This is a genomic window from Marinococcus tarijensis (genome assembly GCF_054971385.1).
On sequence record NZ_JBQOJA010000025.1, the window covers coordinates 22,663 to 43,134 of the forward strand.

General features: G+C 42.5%; 19 protein-coding genes and 3 pseudogenes. 7 read left to right on the forward strand and 15 right to left on the reverse strand.

The features are described 5' to 3' along the window. The first annotated feature begins 441 nt into the window (after positions 1-441). A pseudogene (locus ACTTK7_RS13195) lies at positions 442-1,549 on the forward strand (alanine racemase). Positions 1,550-1,722: 173 nt separating this feature from the next. Here the strand turns inward: ACTTK7_RS13195 and ACTTK7_RS13200 are convergent. From ACTTK7_RS13200 to licT, 3 genes are all read right to left on the reverse strand, one after another. After that, positions 1,723-3,150 carry a glycoside hydrolase family 1 protein gene (locus tag ACTTK7_RS13200; RefSeq protein ID WP_462868550.1) on the reverse strand — a complete coding sequence of 476 codons (1,428 nt, stop codon included), beginning with the start codon at positions 3,148-3,150 and terminating at the stop codon, positions 1,723-1,725. A 35-nt stretch (positions 3,151-3,185) separates the two neighbouring features. Then, on the reverse strand, positions 3,186-5,054 hold the full coding sequence (locus tag ACTTK7_RS13205) for a beta-glucoside-specific PTS transporter subunit IIABC (RefSeq protein WP_462868551.1): 1,869 nt from the start codon (positions 5,052-5,054) through the stop codon (positions 3,186-3,188). Positions 5,055-5,183: 129 nt separating this feature from the next. Continuing rightward, on the reverse strand, positions 5,184-6,035 hold the full coding sequence (licT, locus tag ACTTK7_RS13210) for a BglG family transcription antiterminator LicT (RefSeq protein ID WP_462868553.1): 852 nt from the start codon (positions 6,033-6,035) through the stop codon (positions 5,184-5,186). Positions 6,036-6,755: 720 nt separating this feature from the next. Here licT and ACTTK7_RS13215 point away from each other — a divergent pair. Both ACTTK7_RS13215 and ACTTK7_RS13220 read left to right on the forward strand, forming a co-directional pair. Next, positions 6,756-7,184 carry a hypothetical protein gene (locus ACTTK7_RS13215; protein ID WP_462868554.1) on the forward strand — a complete coding sequence of 143 codons (429 nt, stop codon included), beginning with the start codon at positions 6,756-6,758 and terminating at the stop codon, positions 7,182-7,184. Positions 7,185-7,213: 29 nt separating this feature from the next. Beyond that, entirely contained in the window at positions 7,214-7,504 is a 291-nt protein-coding gene (locus ACTTK7_RS13220) for a helix-turn-helix domain-containing protein (protein WP_462868555.1), read from the forward strand. A gap of 133 nt (positions 7,505-7,637) precedes the next feature. Here ACTTK7_RS13220 and ACTTK7_RS13225 read toward each other — a convergent pair whose 3' ends face one another. The 6 genes and pseudogenes from ACTTK7_RS13225 to ACTTK7_RS13250 form a co-directional block, all read right to left on the reverse strand. Beyond that, positions 7,638-8,885 carry an oligosaccharide MFS transporter gene (locus ACTTK7_RS13225; RefSeq protein WP_462868556.1) on the reverse strand — a complete coding sequence of 416 codons (1,248 nt, stop codon included), beginning with the start codon at positions 8,883-8,885 and terminating at the stop codon, positions 7,638-7,640. A gap of 67 nt (positions 8,886-8,952) precedes the next feature. After that, positions 8,953-10,407, reverse strand: a complete 1,455-nt coding sequence (locus tag ACTTK7_RS13230; RefSeq protein WP_462868557.1) for a glycoside hydrolase family 32 protein — start codon at positions 10,405-10,407, stop codon at positions 8,953-8,955. Positions 10,408-10,417: 10 nt separating this feature from the next. Beyond that, positions 10,418-10,957: pseudogene (locus ACTTK7_RS13235) on the reverse strand (LacI family DNA-binding transcriptional regulator); the annotation flags it as partial. Positions 10,958-11,117: 160 nt separating this feature from the next. Then, positions 11,118-11,306, reverse strand: coding sequence for a type II toxin-antitoxin system RelE family toxin (locus ACTTK7_RS13240; protein ID WP_462868558.1), 189 nt, complete (start codon positions 11,304-11,306; stop codon positions 11,118-11,120). A 75-nt stretch (positions 11,307-11,381) separates the two neighbouring features. Beyond that, positions 11,382-11,573, reverse strand: a pseudogene (gene relB / locus ACTTK7_RS13245) (type II toxin-antitoxin system RelB family antitoxin); the annotation flags it as partial. 98 nt (positions 11,574-11,671) lie between these two features. Continuing rightward, entirely contained in the window at positions 11,672-13,231 is a 1,560-nt protein-coding gene (locus tag ACTTK7_RS13250; protein ID WP_462868559.1) for an ISL3 family transposase, read from the reverse strand. 324 nt (positions 13,232-13,555) lie between these two features. Between ACTTK7_RS13250 and ACTTK7_RS13255 the strand changes: the two genes are divergently transcribed. From ACTTK7_RS13255 to ACTTK7_RS13270, 4 genes are all read left to right on the forward strand, one after another. Further along, positions 13,556-14,152 carry a biotin transporter BioY gene (locus ACTTK7_RS13255; RefSeq protein WP_462868560.1) on the forward strand — a complete coding sequence of 199 codons (597 nt, stop codon included), beginning with the start codon at positions 13,556-13,558 and terminating at the stop codon, positions 14,150-14,152. Positions 14,153-14,155: 3 nt separating this feature from the next. Continuing rightward, positions 14,156-15,166, forward strand: coding sequence for a biotin synthase BioB (gene bioB, locus ACTTK7_RS13260; RefSeq protein ID WP_462868561.1), 1,011 nt, complete (start codon positions 14,156-14,158; stop codon positions 15,164-15,166). A 223-nt stretch (positions 15,167-15,389) separates the two neighbouring features. Further along, positions 15,390-16,028 (forward strand): HD domain-containing protein, encoded by a 639-nt coding sequence (locus tag ACTTK7_RS13265; protein WP_094908985.1) that lies wholly within the window; start codon positions 15,390-15,392, stop codon positions 16,026-16,028. Positions 16,029-16,139: 111 nt separating this feature from the next. After that, positions 16,140-16,511 (forward strand): dioxygenase family protein, encoded by a 372-nt coding sequence (locus ACTTK7_RS13270; RefSeq protein WP_462868562.1) that lies wholly within the window; start codon positions 16,140-16,142, stop codon positions 16,509-16,511. Positions 16,512-16,879: 368 nt separating this feature from the next. Here ACTTK7_RS13270 and ACTTK7_RS13275 read toward each other — a convergent pair whose 3' ends face one another. The 6 genes from ACTTK7_RS13275 to ACTTK7_RS13300 all read right to left on the reverse strand — a co-directional run. After that, entirely contained in the window at positions 16,880-17,296 is a 417-nt protein-coding gene (locus ACTTK7_RS13275; RefSeq protein WP_462868563.1) for a type II toxin-antitoxin system death-on-curing family toxin, read from the reverse strand. Positions 17,297-17,316: 20 nt separating this feature from the next. After that, the gene (locus ACTTK7_RS13280) at positions 17,317-17,583 is read right to left on the reverse strand and encodes an AbrB/MazE/SpoVT family DNA-binding domain-containing protein (RefSeq protein WP_462868564.1); all 267 of its coding nucleotides are present in this window, start codon (positions 17,581-17,583) and stop codon (positions 17,317-17,319) included. A gap of 1,202 nt (positions 17,584-18,785) precedes the next feature. Next, entirely contained in the window at positions 18,786-18,962 is a 177-nt protein-coding gene (locus tag ACTTK7_RS13285; RefSeq protein ID WP_462868565.1) for a hypothetical protein, read from the reverse strand. 1 nt (position 18,963) lies between these two features. Continuing rightward, complete coding sequence (locus tag ACTTK7_RS13290) at positions 18,964-19,359, reverse strand: ArsI/CadI family heavy metal resistance metalloenzyme (RefSeq protein WP_462868566.1); 396 nt, start codon at positions 19,357-19,359, stop codon at positions 18,964-18,966. Between the two features lie 37 nt (positions 19,360-19,396). Next, positions 19,397-19,717: an ArsR/SmtB family transcription factor gene (locus ACTTK7_RS13295; protein WP_462868567.1), complete on the reverse strand. Its 321-nt coding sequence runs from the start codon at positions 19,715-19,717 to the stop codon at positions 19,397-19,399. A gap of 281 nt (positions 19,718-19,998) precedes the next feature. Further along, positions 19,999-20,472, reverse strand: a 474-nt coding sequence (locus ACTTK7_RS13300; protein WP_462868568.1) for a GNAT family N-acetyltransferase, incomplete at its 5' end; no start/stop codon positions are given.

The following is a 20,472-nucleotide window of genomic DNA, read 5'->3' on the forward strand; positions in this document are numbered from 1 at the left end:
TCTCACAATGATTTTTATGCTAAAAGCATGACTGGGAATGGCAATCATTTGTGTTGAAAATGGGCCTCTTTTAGCCATAAATTTCAATCTGTCAAGTATTCAATTGCTTCATCTTCAGACACGGGATTCATAGAGAAGGTGTTTAGGAACATAGCAGGAAAAAATGTTTTTAATTTATCTATCCCCCCTTTAACTTCTGGCCTACCTATTTTAATGGTATGCCTGAGAAAACTACATTTTTCGTCTTTTCACTCTTCTGGCTGCTTCGACAATGGTTTGCCCATGGTTCAGGGCCTGACGGGCTTCTTCTTCAATGGTCCCGGTATGTCTTTCCCCAGTCTGTGGGTTGAAGGGTTGTTACAAACACTATATATAAAAATTATACAAAAGCAAATGGAAGTATTCCTTTTTCATTGGTCGCTTGAAAGGAGTCCATTCCCAATGCAAATGAAAGACATTGACACTCCCGCTCTCCTGATAGACCAAACCATCATGGAGGACAATCTTCGTTCCATGCAAACCTATGCGGACCAACAGCAGGTTCGTTTGCGTCCCCACACTAAGACGCATAAAATGCCATCATTAGCGCAAAGGCAGGAAGCATTGGGAGCGAAAGGCATCACGGTAGCCAAAGTAGGAGAAGCAGAAGTCATGGCCAAACGTGGGCTCACAGATATCTTCATTGCTAACGAAATTGTAGGCAAGCCCAAGTTACGCCGAATCAAAGTCTTAGCCGAAACCATTCAAGTGTCCTTTGGAATCGATAGCTTGTATAACATCCAGGAAATCGAAGAAGTGTTTGCAGACACGGCACACAAAGCCCGGGTGCTTATCGAAATTGAAGTAGGAGAACAACGTTCGGGAGTAACGACTCAGGAAACCTTCCTTGACCTGCTGGAGCAGTTACGACACGTCGATCATATCGAGTTGATTGGTGTTTTCTCCCATGATGGCCATACGTATAAAGCCGCAAGTGTGGAAGAGTGTCTAGAGCTTTATCGGGAAAGTGTGGCGGAAACCCTAAAGTATGCTTCTTTGGCAAGAAAAAAAGGCATGAAGTTAGATGTGGTCAGCATTGGCTCCACCCCGCCATTTATGCTGGGGGGCGGATATTCCAGAGGAGGTGACGGAAATCCCACCGGGAACATATATTCTTATGGATGTTTCCCAAGGGAATGTTCTTGGCCATTACCGTCGCTGTGCAGCATCGGTGCTCTCCACGGTCATTAGCAAACCCACGGCTGAACGTGTCATTACCGATGTGGGAGCGAAAGGACTCACGGCTCAAAGCCGAAGCGGTGGCCTTACGGCCACGAAGGGCTTTGGCACATTAAAAGGATATCAAAATGTACACGTGTACGGCGTATTTGATGAACACGCGATCATTAATGACGCTTCGTTTCGTCAGCGCATTAGCATCGGCGACAAAGTGGAAATTATCCCCAATCACATTTGCCCGGTCAGCAATTTATATGAAAAAGCTTACCTTTTTTCGGATAATGGCATAGTGGAAGAACTGATGATAGAGGCTAGAGGAAAATTGCAATAACTGGAAACCAAAAGGCTAAAATCCCTAGATGATTTGAGTCATCCCCTGATCGACCAAAATTCTTGATTTCTAGACAATGCAACGAACACCCCATTTTTGCATCTAAAAATGGGGTGTTTTCCATGGCTGAGCAAATTCCTGTATCCAACCTCTTTATTTATCTTTCAAAACGTTTACTTCAAAGAAATATATTCTCGTACTGCTCCATTAGTACGAATCACTTTTTGATACCAATAGAAGCTTTGTTTTCGAATACGCCGAAGATCTTTAAGATCGAACTCCTCCCGGTTCACGTAAATAAACCCGTAACGCTTGCTGCATCCTTGATGAGTACTGATGAGATCAATGGCTGCCCACGGGCAATAACCGATAACGTCCACGCCGTCAGAAATAGCTTCCTGCATATGGGTAATATGTTTATCTAAAAATTCAATACGGTATGGATCACGAACCGTCTCGTCGTTCTCTAATTTATCAAAAGCACCGAGGCCATTTTCTGTGACAATAATAGGCAGGTGATAGCGATTGTATACTTCACGAAGCACGGTACGAAATCCAACCGGATCAATCTCCCATCCAAAATCTGTTTTGGGAAGATTTGGGTTGACTGCGCCTCGATAAGCTCCCGGCTCTCCCACTGTTTCATGCTGATCACCGGTGTGAGAATAATCGCTCTCATCCCCCCTACTTTCCGCCACAGTTTGCGATGTGTAATAATTAACCGCAATAAAATCTGGTAAGGCCCTTTGGAGAAGGTCTTCGTCACCCGAAAGCATTTCAGGTGTGTACCCTTTATTTTCCAGATAGGCCCACGCTGTTGGATGGTAATGACCGTGTACCGCAACATCCAGATAAAGCCAGTTGCGGATGGAGGCGTACGTATCAGCTGCCAGCACGTCTTCTGGTTTTGACGTGGCCGGATATATAGGCGCTATGTTTGGAGCAGGGCCAATCTTGGCTTCTGGCAGCTGTTCATGACATATGACCATAGCTTCAGCCTGAGCGATAAGCATGTGGTGATTTTGTTGATACAAATCTTTTTGAGGGTTTTTTTCGCTTTGAGAAGACGTGCCGATCGATTCTCCATGAAGAATAATCATATTTTGTTCATTAATCGTTAACCAGTAAAAAACACGATCACCAAAAAAATGAAAAAGTGTCTCTGCATAAGTAGAAAATGCTTTAACAGTATCACGGTTCGACCACCCCCCGCGCTCTTCCAGTGCCTGAGGAAGGTCAAAGTGGTACATCGTCAGAATCGGCTCCATGCCGTAAGAAATGATCTCATTAATTAAACGGTTATAAAATGCAATTCCTTGTTCATTTAAATCTCCATCGCCTTCAGGAAAAATTCTTGTCCATGCCACGGAAAACCTGTATGCTTTTAACCCCATTTCTGCCATGAGAGCTATATCTTCTTTATAGCGGTGATAATGATCGCTTGCTACCGTGAAGTCAGCTACACCTTCAACGTGATTAGCTACATCAATAACAGAAAGACCTTTGCCTTCTTCCTGCCAAGCTCCTTCGGTTTGATAAGCAGAAGTTGAAGCTCCCCAAAGAAAATTGCTCGGAAATGGTTTTAATTTGTTATGCATCATAATGATCTCTCCTAACGTAAAAATTGCATATGATTTTAAGAAACAATGGTAAAAAAAGGATCGCCGGTTGATACATTCATTTTATTCGTTTCGTATAGTTCTTGTTCCGTTCTCGCGTTCGTGACGATAATAGGGGTAGTCATATCGAATTTTTTTTCTTTAATAGCGTTATGATCAAAACGAATGAGCAGTTCGCCTGCCGAAACACTATCTCCCTTTTCAAAAAAGATTTCAAAGTGCTCTCCTTCCAATTTGACGGTATTGATACCAACATGTATGAGCAATTCTGTGCCCTCGCTACTGGTTAGCCCCACCGCATGCTTTGTAGGGAATACGGCTGTTACTACAGCATCAAAAGGCGCTTTAATTTCATGGTTGGAAGGTATTATAGCCAGGCCAGGGCCCATGGCCCCTGAAGAAAAAACAGGGTCATCTACGTCATTCAATTCTTTAATTCTTCCTGAAATTGGAGTAAAAATAACCTCTTGTTTTATAGAGGACTGGGTGGTGGCGGCTGCTTCTACAGATCCGTTGTCCTCTGTTTCCAGTTCGTCTTCAAATCGCTGCTGATTGCTTTCAAAACCAAACAGCGTAACAAGAACCATACCCGTAATAAAGGAGACACTAATGCTAATAATGTGAGTGAGCATAGGTGAATAAGCCGGTATCGAAAAAATGTTATGAAATACGTAAGCAGTCATCTGCGTTCCCCTGGTCCCGTTGATGACGCCGCCGGCTGCGCCGGCAATAATGAGCATTGGGATCACTCGTTTATACCGCAAAATGATCCCGTAAAGAATAGGCTCGGTAACACCGGAAAGCAGGCCGGTAAGAGAAGTAGAACCAGCAAGTGCCCGTAAATTTTTCCGATGCCGGGCCCGAAGAAAAACACCGGCTGCAATTCCCAATTGGGCGAAGACCGAACAAGCAAATAATGCCTCAATAGGATCTCCGCCTCTAGTTGAAAGATTATCAAGCGTAATAGGTGTAATCCCCCAGTGAAGACCAAAAACTACGAGGAAGGCCTGAAGACCTCCAAGCAGAATGCCTGCGATAAATCCGCTTGTTTCAATTAACCACCAAGCACCGGATGAAATAGATCCACCTACATATGTTCCAAAAGGCCCGAACAGAATCACGGTAAGGGGAAGCATAATCATTAAAGCCAACATAGGCACCATGAACAATTGCAGGTCTTTCATAATAAAACGTTTTAAATAGCGTTCTAGCAATGCATAAATACCGATAGCAATAAAGATAGGAAACACCGATGTAGAATAGTCAGCTAATACAACAGGAATTCCAAGGAATCCTGTGGTTTCCCCGCTCTCCATCAACGTTGTATAGGTGGGCTCAAATAAAGCAGCTCCAATAACGCCTCCCACGTAAGGATTGGCTTTTAATTGCATTGAAATTGTTATACCCAGGAAAATAGGGAGAAAGTAAAAAACTGCATTACTTGCTGCCGATAAAAGCGCATATGTACCACTTTCTTCGGATAGTGCCCCAGTAAAAGTCAGAATCGTAAGGAGAGCCTTAATCATTCCCGATCCAGCCAAAGCTGGTATCAAAGGAGAGAAACTGCCAGATATAAATTCAAACAAACGTGACATTGCAGTTGGTTGTGCGTCAGACGAACTTTTAGATGATTCTTCTTGAAAATTCCCCATAGCAATGATTTCGTCATATACATCAGCTACTGAGCTGCCAATCACTACTTGGAACTGGCCTCCGCTTTCTACGACGCTTAAAATATCCTGATGCTGACGAAGGTATTCTTTATCTACTTCCGCGAAATCTTTGAGTTTGAATCGGAGCCTGGTCGCACAGTGCACGAGACTGTTAACGTTTTTTTGTCCACCGACCCCCTGCAGTATTTCTTCAGCTAATTGTTTTTCTTTCATCAAACCTTCCACCTTTCCTTTTAAAATAAAAAATCCAAACGGTTTCTGAAGCGAACACACAAGTGCTCGGAGATCAGCCGTTTGGATTTAGCCTGCCTTACCAGTAACATTTCCAAATGAAAACTTGTATTATAGACTTTTGGGTGCATCAACATGTTCTGTGATGCGGTTAATGTGAATGGTCAGGTATAATTGATCATCAATGGAGAGAGAGTAACCATAAGTAGACTCAATGAACTGACTAATCTTTTTCACGCATCGATAAGCATGGCAGTGTTTTTCTTTAACAATATCAAATAAAAATTGATCATGACTGCTACCGATCACTCCACTGAATAGTCGTTGCGCAAAAAATTTCAAGTGTGTAATAAAACGATGGTGAGCAAGGGAATCGGGGGCAAAGTCAATTTGAAAGTGATATTTCACCACATCGAGTATTTGCTGAGTTAAACGGGTAATATTTATCACATTTGTCATGTCTTCATTCAGCTCTGCATTCACAATATGATGAGCAACAAAACCAGCTTCATCGTTAGGAAGTGACTGTCCCGTATGTCTTTTGATAATTTCTAAAGCTTGCTTTCCTAAGCTGTATTCTTCGGGATACAACCTGCTGATTTCCCAAAGTAAAGCGTTTGGTATGTCCATGCCTTTTTCATGACGTTCAAGGGCATAATAAATATGATCAGTCAGGGAGACGTAAATTACATCATTTAAGTTTTTACCTAACGTTAATTTAGCGTGTTTGATGATTTCATCGGAAATATCAAGCATATTTTCTGGAAGTTCGTTCAACAATACTGTTAAGCGGTTAGATGTTTCAATATTATCAATGGTAAAAACTTTTTCTATCCGATTTTCTTCGACAAATTCCCCCGGTTTTTTCATATACCCAAGTCCGCTTCCCATAATGACAATTTCTTGTTGCTGTTCGTTAAGCGCGCTAATGGCATTATTATTAAAAACTTGTTTAATTTTCATGCGAGCCGCCTCCTTCCAGCTTATGACTTCATTATTTTGGAATGCTAAATGAAGAGCAAAATCGAAAAGAACGTATTAAAGGCATAAAAAAACTCAAAAGGGTAGCGAGCTAAATTTCACTCGATGCCCATTTGAGTTTAGCCTGCTTCACCAGTAACATTCTCAAAACAACTGATTATTTAAACTGTACCTACTACCTTATCACTAAAAATAAAAGATTACAAACTCAATCAGTGTTCAGTATTTATAGTTCTTATTGTTCTGGGACAACTATAAATGCTAACGTGTGCATAGTTACTTATAGAACTTGTTCATCAAAATCGAATGTTGGTTGGTGATAAGAAGATGGAAGTAGTGAATATACGTGGCAAAGCCTCCATGGTCCTAGAAAGCTTTCAGCATAAACATGGGATCTTCGTTCTCTCCTCCTCCCCACGATCCTAGTGTCTTCGATATGAGTACCAGGATGCTACATTGGCAGGGTTCGATTTACCGTCGTAATTAACGGGGAACTAAGGAAGAAAGGAAATAGTTTCGCTTTTTTGTACAATGAAGAGAACTTAAGGTAGGAAAAAAACATTAGCTCTAGTACGTTAACACAAAGTAGATTATAGGAAGTAGATCCGTTTTTATTAGCGTAGATGATTCTCTATACCCCTATGATGGCATTTGTGCTATCATAGGGGTATAGAGAATCTCCTGGGAATGGATGGACCAACGATGGCATATGACGTACAAGCATTAGGAAATGTCCAAGTGTTCGAAGATTGGCTTTTCAATGCCGCGACACAGGAATGGCAGCAACGAGGTCGCCAGGGGATTTGGGGTAAAATCGCAGATCAGTACATCCGGCAGCGAGCGATCCTCGAATATAATCCGTACCCGCCGGAAGAGAATCAAACAGGGAGAGATACTGTACCATCGTCGATCAAACAGGTATATCGACATACCGAATTAGAAGAACTGTACCGTTGGGGGATCGATGGCGCCAAAACCGGCAATCACCGTTTGTTATTTGTGATTCATGAAAGGCAGAAAGTGTTGCTATTGCATCATTTTGATAAGACGTATAACGGCGCGATTCGACGACCGGACATTATTCCAGCCGAAGAATGTTACGAAATTTATGGGACAAATGATTCCAAATAACAAGGGGTAAAACAAAGGAGGCAGTTGGGATGAGCAAGGCATTCGATCATTACCAGGAAACCATGGGAAAAGCGCATATTGATCGACTAAAACAGGAAGCAGCTCTCGCGGCGATTATCAAAACCGAACGCCAACGCCAGGGTCTTTCCCAACAGGAGTTGGCAGATGCGATTGGAAAACCAAAATCCACGATTGGACGTATTGAAGCAGGGATCACGGTGCCCCGAGTAGATACACTTCTGGCTATTGCGCAGGTTTTACACACGACGTTTTCGATTGGAAACGAGCTACCTGATACCAATGATAAAGTATCGTTATAAAAAGTTTGTTGTTATTGATAGCAAAAAGAGATGTTTCTTCTATTAGTGTAAGAAACATCTCTTCTTTGTTCTATCTTTGAAACCGTGAAAAGTTCGTAATAAATTTGAGTATCAAAACCAGCTCTTACACGGGCTATGCTTTATTCTGAGCGGTGTCATAGGTCTCCATCCGTTGAGGTTCCTGATGATCATTATTAAGCGTAAGGAACGAGAAGAGGACGAAAACAGTGACCACCGACCCAAGAATGTAGAAGGTCGTTTCATAGCTCGTTAAATCATAGACGTAGCCCACGAGCCCGGAAAATAGAATGACGCCTAATTCGCTGGAGACCTTAAAGCCGACCAGATAGACGGTAGCGGAAAGTCGTACGTCGAAATTGGCGGTAATATACTTAAACACAGCAATCAGCAACAACGGAAGCTCGACGGCATGAAGCATCTTCATGAACGAAATCCCAACGCCACTGGTAACGGTAGCCGAGCCAAGAATACGAAAGGCCATAATACTTCCGGCTAGAACGAGAGATCGTTTGATCCCTATTTTGTTAACAATAAAGGGAGCTAAAAAGAGGAACATAGCTTCGACAAAGACCTGGGCCGAATTCAAAAATCCGTAAATGGTGTTTCCCTGCTCCTGACTGGCAAACAGCTCCACAAAGTACACCGGAAACAACTGCTGATCGTACACGGTATAAATACAAACGGTTCCAAACAAATAAATTAACAAGAACCAAAAAACTTTATTGGTAAATAAGAATCGGAGATCTTTCTTCGAAATATTCGTGGTTTGTTTTTGTTCCTTGGTCGAAATGTCGACTTTAAAGAAAAGATTCAATGCGAAAAATAACACGCCAGCCGCCGAAGCCAACCAAAAATTGATATGAGGATTGATGCTCATCAGGGCGCCGGCTCCAAGTGCAGCAACCGCATAGCCTAATGACCCCCACATACGGGATTTTCCGAACTCAAAATCGTATTTCCGGCTCAACTTTTCGGTGTACGATTCTAAAAATCCGGCCCCTGCCACAAATCCAGCGCCTAGATAGATAGCCCCTAAAGCAGCTCCAAGATAAAACGATGATAATAGTAACGGTTCATAGACATAGATGACAAAGGGGGCAATGCCGACCAACAATATACTCTGGAACCACACCAGGTTTTTCTTGGTTCCCAGTTTATCTTGAAGCAGCCCATAACCGATCATAAACAAGAGGGCAAAAAACGAATTAAATGAATAGATATTGCCCACCTGAGCACCGGATAGGCCCAATGAATTGTTGAGCCATATCGCATAAAAGGACCACCAGATCGACCAGGTCACGAAAAATAGAAACAAATACCCCGATGAAAACCAATACTTGCTGTTTTGGAACGTATTCATGCGTTGCACACTCCTTTAGATGAGATGGAAGAAAGGATAGATCTTTTTCCCTTGAAGGTAATTGCTGTTAGTTTACCGGCGTGTGTTGATCATTCCATATGGACACACGGTCAGTAATATTTACGTTGTCTAACACAAGTGGTTGGTCTTTGGAGAAGACTTCCAGACGAGAGAGTGAGCCCTTAGGAAAGAGCAAGGTCGTCGAAACACTCAGGCCGTCATTGATAAACAATTCGATGGATGCATGATCGAGCAGGCAATGAACCTTTTCGACCTTCCATTGGTGCAGAGAACCGGTGTGTTCACCTGGGAAGTGAGGGGAAAACTCAGTCATGCCCTCCGTCCGGTGCACCGTGTAGGTATGCTTGGATTCATCAAATTCCACGGTAAATCGCTCCTCCAAGTCACTAATGAAATGCATCCCCCAACCAGTACTGGTATTCTTTGCTCCTACCGTCAATTGAATGTCCGAGAGCGGGCTTATATCGAAAGCGGCAATATCGTTGGTTGGCACCAGCCTCTGGCTCCCGGCCATGGGGTTCTGTTCGTCCCCTAAATCATTAGGTAAAATAGGCGTTTGTTTTAATACATATGCTTCGTTCACCTGTTGAAGAGAGAGCCGACGGACCATGCTCATCGAACTGCGCCAAGGAGAAACGGGAACCTTCCCTGCGTATTGCCAGTTGTTCATCCATCCGATCCAGTACCTGGATGCGGTATTTTCCCATGAAACAGCAGCGTAAAAATCGGTGCCTTCGTCTGCCCATTTAATGGCATCCATGGGCGCTTCATTAGCGTGAAATTGAACCCCATCAAAATCGCCGGTGAAATATTGGACGGCAGAGCCGCCGTTAGGCCCCCCATCGTTAATACTCACGATCAGGACCCACTGTTGCGTGGCAGTCGATTCCACAGTTAAAGGAAAAAGGTCCGGGCATTCCCATACGCCCACATGAGAACCATACTCTTGCCCAAAGGAAGATTGGTACGTCCAGTTAATGAGATTGGGGGAATGATAGAATTGAATGTGGTCGCCGCATGCCAAGGCCATGATCCACTTTTGGGTCTCTTCATGCCAAAACACTTTGGGATCCCGAAAGTCCTTGATGGTTTGATTCTCAATCACAGGGTTATGTTTGTATTTTGTCCATGTACGTCCGCGATCCTCGCTATAGGCGATGCTTTGCTGTTGAGTGGCCCCGTCCTGCGTATAGATGGCTACCATCCCTCCAGAGTCCTGTTGAAACAACCCACTGCTATTTTCCTTATCGACGACAGCTCCTCCAGAAAAAATGGTACCGAGTTCGTCCGGCTCCAACGCGACAGGCAGTTCTTTCCAATGAGTAAGATCCTGACTGACCGCATGGCCCCAATGCATATGGGCGTGATCGTTTCCGTACGGGTTGTATTGATAAAACAAATGATATTCTCCCTCGAAATAAACTAAACCGTTAGGATCATTCATCCAGTTTTCTCTTGGGGAATAGTGCAGTTGTTGGCGGAACGGTTCTTGATAGTACATACCATAAACACCCTTTGATATGTATGGGTTTCCGGCACCCTTGGGATAATAGTTCCTGGGTGGCAGCCTCTCCTCCTTGATAATTATCCGAACTGACGACATGCATATGGCTGGATATATAATGGTCAATGGCTACAGACGGAGCAGCGTGATTTTTAGGAACGAGCCCCCGGTTATAAGTGACGACAATAACGCCATCGACTTGGTTTCGCTGGAGCATATCCCAATATTCCTGCTCTTTATCAGCCTCGTGCAGACTATTACAGAGCAGCACTTTGTACCCCTTAGTGTTGCAGGCACGTTCAATTTCAGCCACGAGTTCGCCATAAAACGGGTTGCTGGTCGAGGGAACAATAACCCCTATCAAATTCGTTTTTTGGTTGTATAGAGAGCGTGCAAGATCGTTCGGAATATAATTAATCATTTCCATGGCATGATATACTTTATCTTTGGTCGATTGGCTAATGTAGCCCCGGTTGTTGAGCACACGAGAGACCGTCGTCGGGGAAACACCGGCTGCTTTGGCCACATCTTGGATTTTAGGTTTCATTATTTTTCTCCTCATTCATCATATAATTTCACGGACTGTAATTATAAATTAAATCATTTTATATTTTCATATCGTTTGACCAAATTCTCTTGGTATTTACATAATTGCGCTGATTGTCAGTTCATAACCCCTTCTTGTGAAAAAAATATCCTTTGCTGTTTTATTTATAAATATTATGGCGATGACCAATCTCTAAAATTAAAATAATAATCTTTTCATCATTGATGTGGGCTATAATTCGGTGATAGCCTACGCGATATCGCCATTCTCCAGCTTTGTTTGCCGTTACCTCTTTTCCATGCGCTTTAGGGTTAGTTGTACCCACTATGTTTTTATTAATCCAAGCCATAAGCACGCCCGCCTGGTACTTATCCGTTTTTTAATGATTTTTGTGCTTTCTTTTCAAATCATATTTCGTATTACGTCACTTGTTTAATTCTAATTCTTTCATCATCTCATCGAAAGAAATATCGCTTAGATCCTCGCGATGTTCTTGGAGGGCTTGATGAAAAAGTTTTAAGTCAATATCATTTTCAATATGCTCTAACACGAACGAACGAAATAATTCGAATAGACTAACGTTATTGGCTCTAGCATATTCTTTAATTAATTTCTCTTCATCCTCATTCTGTCAAGGCCGGTCGATCTTTGGTTCTCCCGATCTTTTGGTGAAGGAAAACGTGAGTGTATGGAAGATAAAAAATTATTTTTTCGCTATATCTTCGGCCAGGTATAAAGAACTTTTTGTCGCAATAGATCGACGTTGGCCCGACCAACCATTTGGCGTTTCATCACCTTAATACGGTTCACGTGTCCTTCCACCAGCCCGTTACTCCAGGGGAAACGATACGCATTGGCCACGGCTTGCCAGTCCGAAACCAAGTAGGTGCTGACGTTTTGCATTTCGGGGATGGAGCTTTGAGCAGCCTGGTGAACCCAAGCTTTAAAGGACGGCCAGTCGGTTCGATGCTGCATTCGTTGCTGAAACGTCTCCACCAGAACTTTCACTTCCCGAAGGGAAGGATGTTGGTCCTCTAAAACCTTGATGGCAGCTGCTTCCTGCGACGAAAGCGTTGATGGGGACCAAAGATACGTAGGCAGACGATTGCGCGACAGAGGAAACACATGGGGAGAGGCGTAGCCGGCCGGACTAGCACGTACACGAGCGAGAAAATCCTTCAAGGTCGAGAAGGATTTTTGATAGCCTCGGGCTTGAATGACCGTGAAAATATGGGGAGCAGAAACTCCCTTCTTGCCTAAGGGAAGGATGACCGATCGATACGGTTCCACGCTATGGGACCGGTGACGTTCGTGGCTCATCGGGGTTCGGAGCGAACAGTATTTCCGGACCGTCTTTCGATCCAGAGACAAATTCCGACTGATGCGGGAGATCGAAATGCCCTGGCGGTGCTGAGCCTGCACCTGTTGGATCACCTGCCATTTTTGTTCTTCTTTTTCGGTCAATGGGCGCGAGGTTGGGTCGCTGGCTGTGGATATGGAAAAAGCGATCGAGACCGAAATGGTCCCCTTTCCGGGAAAGACTCGTTTCAGCCAGTGATCGACCGATCGGCTCACATGATGAAAAAGGTGCCACCGGTCCGTGATTTGAAGGGCATCGGGACGAGCTTCCGCAATGGCTTTGGCGTATTCCCGGGAGCCGTCCCTGGTAACCATGCGAATCGAAGGGTAAGGAGCCAGCCATGCTTTTACGGTTTCCGTCGTTCGTCCGGCAAAAAGACCGATCGGTCTTTTGGTTTCCAAATCACAAATAAGGGTGCCATACTGATGCCCTTTCTTCATCGCCCAATCATCCAGGCCAATCACAGTGGGAGCCTGAAAGGCACGAAGGGGCTCACTTCGCACCAAAGCTAAAAAGGTATCCGCACTTACTCGAACGCCATAAAAAGGAGCCAACCGGCTGGCTGCTTCAGTAGCCAGAGAAAAAGCCAGTTTGGTGAGGAAGGATCGAAGCCGGTCGGTTTTTCGGGCGTAAGGGCGACACCAGGCCAAATGCCGTTCCGTAAAAATACGCTGGCTGCAGGCCTGCTGACGGCAAAAGAATTTTCGGCACCGAAGGTGAAGAAGCACCGCACGCTCGCCCGTGGGCGTATCAGTTAATGTTCGCCAATAATAGCTGTGAATACGCTGTGATACATGGCGACAAGACGGGCAGACACCGTCAAGGCTCGGCCTTTGAAGGTAGACATTCATTTGGCTCGACGACAGACCAACATGTAAACAGTCCCAACCGGGATACAAGCAGGACACGTTCATCCAACCGCCTCCTCTTCCTCGTGATACTATTTCTATTCCCCAAAAATGTCTTCACCAAAAGATCGGGAGAACCAGTTTATCATCGGCTTTAACAAATATACTTCTCCTATAAAAATTTCTTTCCTACTGGTACCTAGACCTCTTCCAACCCCAACGCTAACTAGAAAACATAATTTAACGACGTGGTTAACTTAGAGAATGTAATTTTGTTAACTGTTTTAATTATTTGGTTTACAATATGGTTTTATCTCTATATACTAATGGGCAAATGATTTTATTGTGAAAGAAACATCTTTGTTAACGTACTACAAAAGGAGGGAGCTCATGATTCAGTCACGACTACACGGCTTTGTTTTAGCCGCCTTGTTTGCGGCTTTAATGATGGTTGGAGCAAATATCACGTCCATCGCTCCGATTTTTGTGATTGGCGGGGTGCCGATTACCCTTCAAACAGCGGTATGTATTCTAGCCGGCCTGCTGCTTGGCAAAAAATATGCGCCGTTGGCCATGGTTTTGTACCTGCTGATCGGCCTCGCCGGGATGCCGGTATTTGCCCGTTGGTCAGGAGGGCTGGATGCTGTCATTTCACCGACGTTTGGCTTTTTACTTTCCTATATCCTCGTTGCTTACGTTGTAGGTCTCCTCTCTGCAAAAAAGCATTCATTCGCAGCCTTTAGCACAGCAGCACTTATAGGTACTGCGCTCAACTACCTGATCGGGACGAACTGGATGTATATGGCCTACGAATGGTGGTTTGCCGCTCCGGGCGGATTTTCGTACACCACGGCCTGGCTGTGGATGCTTGCACCGATGCCGAAGGATATTCTATTAGCTGTGGGAGCAGCCTGGCTGGCACGCCGCCTTCTGCGTATTTTACGAAAAACAGAACGAGGAACAAACTCATCAAAAGGAGCTGCATAACCTATGGGCACATTCTGGATTGAACGGGCCAGAGAAATACAACAAGGAAAACATTTAACAAAAGAGGAAGCAGCTGCCTTTCTAAAGGAACCTGGGGAACGGCTGCTTGAGCAGCTGGAAGCGGCCTATATGCTCCGATCGCATTACTATCAGAACCAGGTAAAATTAAATATGATCATCAATACAAAGTCCGGCCTATGCTCGGAAAACTGTGGTTACTGTGCCCAGTCCATCGATTCCAAAGCGGTGATTTCCAAATACCGTATGATGCCTTCCAAAGAAATCGTCCAGGGAGCCCGGGAGGCCGAAAAGCGCGGAGCCGGGACCTACTGTATTGTGGCAAGCGGCCGCGGTCCCTCAGAAAAAGAGCTTCGGATCGTGGAAGAAGCAGTCGAAGAAATTAAAGCTACGAGTCAGTTAAAAGTATGCGCCTGCCTGGGAATTTTAAAGGAGGGTCAGGGCCAGCGGCTGAAAGCAGCTGGTGTAGACCGTTACAACCATAACGTCAACTCCTCGGAACGTTTTCACGAAAACATTGTTACCACTCATACATACGAAGACCGGACGGGAACGGTGAATGAGGCTATCCGGGCAGGCATCTCCCCCTGTTCGGGTTTAATCGCCGGCATGGGGGAAAGCCACGAAGATATTATCGATGTATTGTATGCCTTAAAAGAGATCGGTGCTGATTCCATTCCCGTGAATTTTCTTCATGCGATTGAGGGTACAGCTTTTGAACACCAGCCGGGCCTGCGGCCAGAGGAATGCCTCCGTATTTTAGCACTTGCCCGAATGATTCTTCCCTCGAAAGAAATCCGGGCAGCCGGCGGACGCGAAGAAAATTTAAAGAGCATGCAGCCGCTTGCTTTATATGCGGTGAATTCGATTTTTCTGGGTGATTATTTAACAACGCCGGGGCAGGCATGGAAAAAAGATCTTCAAATGATTGAGGACGCCGGATTTGAAATTGAAGAAAACGCGTTTACCCAAAGTGCTGAAATGTACTCTTCATAAGCACACAGATGGTTTCCAGCTCCGTGGCCGCAAAAGAGCTTCTCCCTGTTCTTGCTGCCAGCTGAAAGTAAATAGCCAAAGCTTGCCTTGTTAAAAAATGCGAATACCAGGATCGAAGCCATTGTACCTTTTTAAACGGAAGAACACTTTAACTATTTAAAGTTTAGCAAAAACTCTTAATGGGGAAAATATTTGTATTATATTTTTATAAGGAGTCTTTCTAATGATTAGTAATTTGGACGAAATTAAAGTGCCAGATAGTAAAATTATTCAAGACGCACAAGGAATCGTGAAAGAATATGGTAATGAGTTAATTTGGAACCATTCAAATAGAGTTTATTTATTTGGAGAAATAAAAGGTATGCAAGATAATTTGAATTACGATAAGGAATTGCTTTATATTACGGCTTTGTTTCATGATTTAGGTTTAACAGAACAGTACAGTAGTAGTGACTTAAGGTTTGAAGTAGATGGCGCTAATACTGTAAGACAATTTTTAGAAACATATAATTATCATGAGCATGATTTACAACTAGCTTGGGATGCTATTGCTTTACACACAACATTAGGAGTAGCCGAACATAAAGAAGATAACGTGGCATTGTTGTACCATGGCGTAGGTATGGATGTCATGGGAGATAATTGGGAACAATATGCTAATGATATAAGAAAAGCAATAGTCAATAAATTTCCTAGAGGAGATTTTAAGCATGATGTTATAAAAGCTTTTTACGATGGGTTTAAGCATAAGCCTGAAACAACTTTTGGAAATATAAAATCGGACGTTATCAAATATTTCGAACCAGAATATCCTCAGAATAATTTCTGTTCATGTATATTACGTTCAAAATGGGATAGCTAGACCTTCCCATCTATTATTTTCAGCCCTTAGTTTTAACATTAAACTGAGGGTTTTGATTTTATGCTTAGTTGTTTTAAGAGTTGTGTTCTATAAACATTTAACAAAGTAGAAATGTGGCACGATGATGCTTCAGGAAAGTATTCTAACTTTGATTCTGATGCTCCAGATTACAATTTGCGTGGGCACTTTTATATGGATGAAAACGGCGAATTTGAAGTGAAAACTATAACGCCGATTCCATATTTCATTCCGGTGGATGGCCCTACAGGAGAATTTCTGGCCTATGCAGAACAACATTCTATGCGGCCTCCCCATCTTCATATCATGTTCATTGCCGATGGCCATAAAACATTGATTACACAGGTTTTCTTTGACGGTGACGAATACCTTGAAACAGACGTCGCTGAAGGAGTTCGTGATGATCTTTTGACGAAACTCGAACGTAAAGGTGATTATAACGAAGCTTCATTAGATTTTGAATGAGAAAGGAATAGAATAATGTTTAAAGATTAGTAGAGACTTTGCGGTAATATAAATAAATGATTATAAAGGGTAGAGTGACGTCTCTAGGGCTTCTTCCCTTTATGTATAATATTCTTGTTGTTTAAAATAATTAACAATTAATATATTTTCCATTCACATATACTGAAACGTTTATGTAAATGGAAAATATTATTTTGGTCTATTTGCAGAAATCTGAGATTTGTAATTGGAAGACTACAACCCAGGTTTTTATTTCTAAATGCAACACAGCTCGATTCTCGGCGAAAAAACTGTACTAAAAAAGCTTGAAATAGTTAAATTTCAAGCAAAAAATACATTAGTATGACCATTCTTTTAAAAAAGATCTATTATTCTAAAGGTTGAATATATTCCCCTATTTCTTCTATTATATAGTGAATACAATCATTCTCTTTGAATTTATCATCATAGGCTAAATAAACGGTAAAATCTTCTGCTTGCTTGGAGGTAAGTGTAAGCTTGTAGCCATTAAGGGTTAAAAAGGAATCGAAAACTGTTAAAGCTGTTCGTTTATTCCCATTTCGAAAAATATGACCGCTCCTAGCAATGGAATGATAATAGCAGCAAGCTTTCTCTGGAATAGAAGGATACATTTCTTTACCGTATAGTTCAGTTTTTGGTCGGTGCAACATTGTTTGGAACCTCTCGTATTGTTTAACCCCTGCTTGATCGCTGTCGTTATACATTTCCATAATAGTGTAATGAATGAAGAGGATTTCTTCTTCAGAAAAGTAAAATACCTCCATAAATCATTGCCTCCAAGCTATCACCTGTTTTTTAAGTTACGAAGAGCGTCGTCATATTTATCTACGGCACGATTCATGGCTTGTAAAACGTCTGTCCGTACGCCTTCCGGTAAGGAATGATTCGCTTTTTTCATAATAATTTCCCCAGTTTCTTCATTATAATAGACATTAAGTTCATCACCCTTGGCCAATTCTAGCTGATCAGCAATTGCTTTAGGTATTCCAGCTGAAAGACTATTTCCTGATTGGTTTAATCGACGAGTGTATTTTTTCTCTGCTTGCGCCATCTTAGACGCCTCCTTTCATATTTGAAAAGGTTGTTTGTTAATCATTCTTTCAAAGTACATATTATAAGTATAGTATATATAATAATTACAATTAATACAATTCCTAAAATCAAGCAAACTAGCTCTTTAATTTCACATACCATAATTATTTTATAATTCAATAACATTATTAAAGGAATACCTATATTTCAATTTTAAAGCTAATAAAGCCAATTCCAGGAACAGATTCATACCCTAAGGAAATGTTGTATTTCCTTAGGTTAAGTTAGAATACACCTTTTACCGACGATGCCTCCAAATGCTGGAATCCCTTAAAATAAGAATTAAATAGATTAAATTATTACAGTCTGTGAAATTTTTGAATATCAGTACGAAGCCGAAAAGAAACATCCATTGGCCAATGGTCCTGACAATCCATAATCATCACCAGCCGTTGTCGCTCGAACAAAAGCAATCTCTATATCGAGTTTTCATGCACAACTTTATCCTTGTGGATCGGGCCACCATTTCACACGAGCAGGTTCTGTACGTTTACCTACCTACAAACACCAAGCTCCGAAAACATTGCAGTGACCTAATCAAGTCCAAATTCACCTAGAAAACTGGAGCCATTTTTTCGTTACATGTAGTACTACAGCAAGAGCCGGATAATTATCCGGCGACACGATTAAGGCTATAAAGTCTCCATGCTCGCTGAGGAGGCCTTTCTCTTGAACATGCACAGGAAAGCAGGTCACGGTCGATTTATCTATTTACTGATATGTAGGATATTTTGAAAACTTCTTGGAGTGAACGCAGCTACAAAACCACCTCGCTCTTTAATTTCTTGTAAAGAAATAATTTTTCAAGCTTAAATGATAGCTAAAATAATATTTACTTAAGATTTAAAACTAGAGCCGATAATCAACATAACTAACGTATCATAACCTATAATAATTACTTTTGACATGTTCCATAATAATAATGAGGTTATGGTATTTTTTTCTTAAAAACGTTCCACATTGGTCGAACGTTTTTAAGAAAAAGTAAAAACTATAAGAATCACATTTTGAGATCAAATAGAATATTCTTAACTCTTTATATAATGTTAACTAGATCTTTTTCAGGACATTATTAATTTCTGCTGCTTTAAGTGTACTTTTTGATTCACCCATAAATAAAAAACCAACCTTCGTAAAGATTGGTTTTTCCCTTTCAAGTTCTTAACAGCAAGGAACACAGCATTCCGGCTCCCGGGCTATTCGTGAAAGGCGACGAAAGCGTGCAAGCGAAAGGGACTTATGTTCTTGGATAGACGGCTGCTGCCAGGCTGAGCGGCTGGCCCGGTGGATCGCTTCATGCTGTTGCTGCAGTTGTTTTCTTCGTTCGTACATGTTCATATTAAGCTCCTCCGTTTATGTTGTTCGAAGCTTCGACGTCAGCTTTTGTATAGAAAAATTCCCATTCATTGCCGTCCGGATCGGTCACCCAGAATTTATCCTGCAGGGCATAGCAGCACGTGGTATCCGTTTCTTCGCGGGCGAAAAACCCTTCCTGCTGCAGCCGTTGCTTATGGTAATCCAGGGTCTCCGCATCTTCCATCTGCACACCGAAATGTTCCACTTGATTGCCGCGAACATCCGGTTGTACATTTAAGGTGAAATTTACTGGCACAGCTGTGGGAAGGAATTTCGCATAGTCATTCTTCTGTTTGACCGGGGGTTCATGAAACAATTTGGTGTAGAAATCCACTGCTTCTGACAGGTGACTAGTGTTCAATCCAATATGAATATTCATGGTTTATCCTCCCTTGTTTACGAATGTATCAATGTTTCTACTTTCCACGGAATAGACAGCACAATTCTTCGGACAGTAGATGGTTTAAGGCCTGATCATGCAGCATGTAATAATTCCAGGTGCCGCGCTTTTCCCGCAATAAGAGCGAAGCATCAAGTAAAATCTTTAAATGATACGACAGCTTGGATTGCGGCAGATCCATGCGTTCCGCGAGATCACAGACACAGATCGTTCCGGCTTCCGTCACATGATGCAGGATCTCCAGCCGCTGGCGGTCGGCCAGTGCTTTAAATTGGTGTTCATAGCCCGCAAACGACGAATGGGTAACCGCTCCGGGGGTTGAGGATGAAAGAGCCATAGAGAGGTCTCCTTTCTTTATATCAATTTTTTTTGATATAACAAAAGCATAAAGGAAAGAAAAGGAAAAAACAAGGAATATATCAAAAATCATTGATGAATAGGGAAGAATATTTATTGATGTGTGTGTTTAACTATATCACCTTGAGAAATGACCGCTTTCCTTAGGGTTTGAATCAACCGTTTTAGGTAAATGCAGTGACTGAAACGCCTTGCCTTCTACAATGGTGAGTTTAATATGAAAAAATTACGGTCCATGAAATTTTGAGAGAAACATCTTTATTATTTCAATGCCTGAGAGAGAATAATCATATCCCGACACTGAATACCATACTCATAAATAGCAGTATCGTAATTTCTAATAAAGAAATCAGGGTCGATACTCGTGATTCGAAACCCACACTTCTGATAAAAGGCCAACTGATCAATGCTGGAGTTACCTGTCCCCACACAAACATTTTGATATCGATGCTCCATAGCTTTGGCCAGAATGTGATACATCATTCTTTTACCCACACCCTGATGGTGCTCGTTTTCATCCACGGCAATATTAACCACTTCTAACGTATCGGATGTCTGGGGAACCGTGATAATGACTCCGATCACGCGCTGCTCCTCGTTTTCTGCGATATAGCATGTCCCTTTTGATAACTGTTCTTCTACCACAGATTCCGCGGGGGCTGCCGATAACAAGAGATCCATCGGCGGTTGTTCTGCAGGCTCTAATACTCTTATGTTTATCAAAGAAGTACACTC

Excerpts from the sequence above, each read along its gene's own strand:
- ACTTK7_RS13200 (WP_462868550.1), bottom strand. The coding sequence starts at position 3,150 with ATGATGCATAACAAATTAAAACCATTTCCGAGCAATTTTCTTTGGGGA.
- ACTTK7_RS13205 (WP_462868551.1), bottom strand. The coding sequence starts at position 5,054 with ATGAAAGAAAAACAATTAGCTGAAGAAATACTGCAGGGGGTCGGTGGA.
- licT (WP_462868553.1), bottom strand. The coding sequence starts at position 6,035 with ATGAAAATTAAACAAGTTTTTAATAATAATGCCATTAGCGCGCTTAAC.
- ACTTK7_RS13215 (WP_462868554.1), top strand. The coding sequence starts at position 6,756 with ATGGCATATGACGTACAAGCATTAGGAAATGTCCAAGTGTTCGAAGAT.
- ACTTK7_RS13220 (WP_462868555.1), top strand. The coding sequence starts at position 7,214 with ATGAGCAAGGCATTCGATCATTACCAGGAAACCATGGGAAAAGCGCAT.
- ACTTK7_RS13225 (WP_462868556.1), bottom strand. The coding sequence starts at position 8,885 with ATGAATACGTTCCAAAACAGCAAGTATTGGTTTTCATCGGGGTATTTG.
- ACTTK7_RS13230 (WP_462868557.1), bottom strand. The coding sequence starts at position 10,407 with ATGTACTATCAAGAACCGTTCCGCCAACAACTGCACTATTCCCCAAGA.
- ACTTK7_RS13240 (WP_462868558.1), bottom strand. The coding sequence starts at position 11,306 with ATGGCTTGGATTAATAAAAACATAGTGGGTACAACTAACCCTAAAGCG.
- ACTTK7_RS13250 (WP_462868559.1), bottom strand. The coding sequence starts at position 13,231 with ATGAACGTGTCCTGCTTGTATCCCGGTTGGGACTGTTTACATGTTGGT.
- ACTTK7_RS13255 (WP_462868560.1), top strand. The coding sequence starts at position 13,556 with ATGATTCAGTCACGACTACACGGCTTTGTTTTAGCCGCCTTGTTTGCG.
- bioB (WP_462868561.1), top strand. The coding sequence starts at position 14,156 with ATGGGCACATTCTGGATTGAACGGGCCAGAGAAATACAACAAGGAAAA.
- ACTTK7_RS13265 (WP_094908985.1), top strand. The coding sequence starts at position 15,390 with ATGATTAGTAATTTGGACGAAATTAAAGTGCCAGATAGTAAAATTATT.
- ACTTK7_RS13270 (WP_462868562.1), top strand. The coding sequence starts at position 16,140 with ATGTGGCACGATGATGCTTCAGGAAAGTATTCTAACTTTGATTCTGAT.
- ACTTK7_RS13275 (WP_462868563.1), bottom strand. The coding sequence starts at position 17,296 with ATGGAGGTATTTTACTTTTCTGAAGAAGAAATCCTCTTCATTCATTAC.
- ACTTK7_RS13280 (WP_462868564.1), bottom strand. The coding sequence starts at position 17,583 with ATGGCGCAAGCAGAGAAAAAATACACTCGTCGATTAAACCAATCAGGA.
- ACTTK7_RS13285 (WP_462868565.1), bottom strand. The coding sequence starts at position 18,962 with ATGAACATGTACGAACGAAGAAAACAACTGCAGCAACAGCATGAAGCG.
- ACTTK7_RS13290 (WP_462868566.1), bottom strand. The coding sequence starts at position 19,359 with ATGAATATTCATATTGGATTGAACACTAGTCACCTGTCAGAAGCAGTG.
- ACTTK7_RS13295 (WP_462868567.1), bottom strand. The coding sequence starts at position 19,717 with ATGGCTCTTTCATCCTCAACCCCCGGAGCGGTTACCCATTCGTCGTTT.